Consider the following 2,868-nt stretch of genomic DNA (forward strand, 5'->3'; position numbering starts at 1 on the left):
GCCCTGGCGCGCACGACCGGCTCCATCGCCGAGACGTCCGCCCAGGCGTGCCGGAACACCGAGCGCAGCAGGGGTGTGACCAGCGCGGCGACCATCGGGGTGTCGCCGGACTCGGTGGTGGCGCTGCTGCTGACCACGAGCAGCCTGCGCACCCCGGCGAGCCGCATGGCGGCGATCGCGCTGGTGGCGCTGTCGACGAGCACGCTGGTGGGCTTGCGGGCCGAGCGCGGCCCGATGGCGCTGACCACGGCGTCCGCACCGGCGAACGCGGGCGCGAGGGCCTCGGGGTCGAGCGGGTCGGCCACGTGGTCGCGGCCGTTGCCGGTGCGCACGACACCGGTGACGTGGTGGCCGCGCCCGCGCGCCAGGTGGGCGACGAGCGCGCCGGTCCGGCCGCTCGCGCCGAGCACCGCGAGCTTCACCGCGCGCCTCCGGGACGCGTTCCGATCAGAGGGTCAGGGGACAGGGAGTTGATCATGTGCACAGCAGTACTACGCACGCGCGCGACGCTTCCGCCCACCCCCGGAGGCTCCCGAAGGGGTGATCTTCCCGACAGTCCGCGCGGCCGAACGGCCTGCTCCGGTCAGATCTCCCCGGCGGACTTCCGACGGCTGTACTCGCGCATCCGCTTGGGGTAGCCCACGATCCCGGCGTCGTAGATCGGCATCCCGAGCTTGCGCGCGAACCGCTTCGCGCCCTCCTCGCCGTCGATGCGCCGCCTGGTCCACTCGCCGTCGTGCGCCACGAGGACGACAGTGGTCTCCGTCACGGTCGTCCTGGGCTCCACGTAGGCCTCGACCCCGCGCCGCTCGGCCGCCCAGCGCTCCAGGTGGCCGGTGTCGGCGGAGGTCGGCGCGCGGAGCACACCGGGACGGCTCTTCCTGCGGAAACGATCGAAAAGGCCCACCTGCGAACCTCCCAAGGCCACTGTTGCCGGACATGGTGCCGGCCGGGGTGTGAAAGCCGGGCCAAATCCTCCGAAGAGGACACCGCGTCGCCGCGCCCACCGGTGTAGTGACAAGATGGCAACCACCCGCGCGCACCCGCGCGGAGTAAGGCATCAAGCTCTCCTAGGGAGAAATCCGTGACCGACACCTCCGCCGACCTGGTGATCCTCGGTGGCGGATCGGGCGGCTACGCCTGCGCGTTCCGCGCGGCGGAGTTGGGCCTGTCCGTCATCCTGGTCGAGAAGGACAAGCTGGGCGGCACCTGCCTGCACCGAGGCTGCATCCCCACCAAGGCGCTGCTGCACTCGGCCGAGGTCGCGGACAACGCCCGCGAGGGCGAGCAGTTCGGCGTGAAGTCCTCCCTCGCGGGCATCGACATGGCCGGGGTCAACTCGTACAAGGACGGGGTGATCAGCAGGCTGTACAAGGGCCTGCAGGGCCTGGCGAAGGCCAACAAGGTCACCCTGGTCCAGGGCGCGGGCACGTTCGTCGGCCCGAACTCCGTCGAGGTCGACGGCGCCCGCTACACCGGCAAGAACGTCGTGCTGGCCACCGGCTCGTACGCGCGCAGCCTGCCCGGCCTGGAGATCGGCGGCCGGGTCATCACCAGCGACCAGGCGCTGAACCTGGACCACGTCCCGGAGAAGGTCGTCGTGCTCGGCGGCGGCGTCATCGGCGTCGAGTTCGCCAGCGTGTGGGCCTCCTTCGGCGCGGACGTGACCATCGTGGAGGCGCTGCCCCGCCTGGTCCCCGCCGAGGACGAGTACGCCTCGAAGCAGCTGGAGCGCGCGTTCCGCCGCCGGGGCATCAAGTTCAAGACCGGCGTGAAGTTCACCGGCGCCACCCAGTCCGACACCGGGGTGTCGGTGTCGCTGGAGAACGGCGACGTGCTGGACGCCGACCTGCTCCTGGTGGCCGTCGGCCGGGGCCCGAACAGCGCGGGCCACGGCTACGAGGAAGCCGGGATCGAGATCGACCGCGGGTTCGTCACCACCGACGAGCGCCTGCGCACCAACCTCCCGAACGTCTACGCGGTCGGCGACATCGTCCGTGGCCTGCAGCTGGCCCACCGGGGCTTCCAGCAGGGCATCTTCGTCGCCGAGGAGATCGCGGGGCAGAACCCCAAGGTGATCGACGAGGCGGGGATCCCGCGCGTCACCTACTGCAAGCCCGAGGTCGCCTCCGTCGGCCTCTCCGAGGCGGCAGCCAAGGAGAAGTACGGCTCGGTCGAGACCTTCGTCTACGACCTTGCGGGCAACGGCAAGAGCCAGATCCTGAAGACCGCGGGCGGCATCAAGCTGGTCAAGGCGCCCGAGGGTCCCGTCGTGGGCGTCACGATGGTCGGCGAGCGGGTCGGCGAGCTGATCGGCGAGGCCCAGCTGATCTACGGTTGGGAGGCATACCCGGAGGACGTGGCTCCCCTGATCCACGCCCACCCGACCCAGACGGAAGCCCTCGGCGAGGCCTTCCTCGCCCTGGCCGGCAAGCCGCTGCACGTGCACGGCTGACCGCCGCACCCCAGTCAGCCGAACGACTTAACGCACGAGGAGTCAGCGAACGATGGCCATCTCCGTTCCGATGCCCGCACTCGGTGAAAGCGTCACCGAGGGCACGGTCACCCGCTGGTTGAAGCAGGAGGGCGACCGGGTCGAGGTCGACGAGCCGTTGCTGGAGGTCTCGACCGACAAGGTCGACACCGAGATCCCCTCGCCCGCCGCGGGCGTCCTGCAGAAGATCGTCGCCCAGGAGGACGAGACCGTCGAGGTCGGCGCCGAGCTGGCGGTGATCGGCGACGGTTCCGAGGACTCCGCTCCGGCGGACTCGACCCCCGCCCCGGCCGCCCCGGCCGAGGAGGCCCAGCCCGAGCCGCAGTCCGACCCCGAGCCCGAGACCGAGGCCGCCCCGTCCGGCGGCAGCGCCG

4 protein-coding genes are annotated in these 2,868 nt (G+C 71.5%); 2 read left to right on the forward strand and 2 right to left on the reverse strand.

Features of this window, described 5'->3' with window-relative positions; all coding sequences use genetic code 11:
- Together ACTUAL_RS31490 and ACTUAL_RS31495 are read right to left on the reverse strand one after the other, a co-directional pair.
- On the reverse strand, positions 1–422 hold a 422-nt coding region (locus tag ACTUAL_RS31490; RefSeq protein WP_440902769.1), incomplete at its 3' end, for an NAD(P)-dependent oxidoreductase.
- Positions 423–583: 161 nt separating this feature from the next.
- Positions 584–907 (reverse strand): oxidoreductase, encoded by a 324-nt coding sequence (locus tag ACTUAL_RS31495; protein WP_096491980.1) that lies wholly within the window; start codon positions 905–907, stop codon positions 584–586.
- A 177-nt stretch (positions 908–1,084) separates the two neighbouring features.
- Between ACTUAL_RS31495 and lpdA the strand changes: the two genes are divergently transcribed.
- Both lpdA and ACTUAL_RS31505 read left to right on the forward strand, forming a co-directional pair.
- Positions 1,085–2,455 carry a dihydrolipoyl dehydrogenase gene (lpdA, locus tag ACTUAL_RS31500; RefSeq protein WP_440902770.1) on the forward strand — a complete coding sequence of 457 codons (1,371 nt, stop codon included), beginning with the start codon at positions 1,085–1,087 and terminating at the stop codon, positions 2,453–2,455.
- A gap of 52 nt (positions 2,456–2,507) precedes the next feature.
- Positions 2,508–2,868: biotin/lipoyl-containing protein (locus tag ACTUAL_RS31505; protein ID WP_440902771.1), on the forward strand; the 361-nt coding region annotated here is incomplete at its 3' end.

The sequence above is a fragment of the Actinosynnema sp. genome (genome assembly GCF_052038725.1).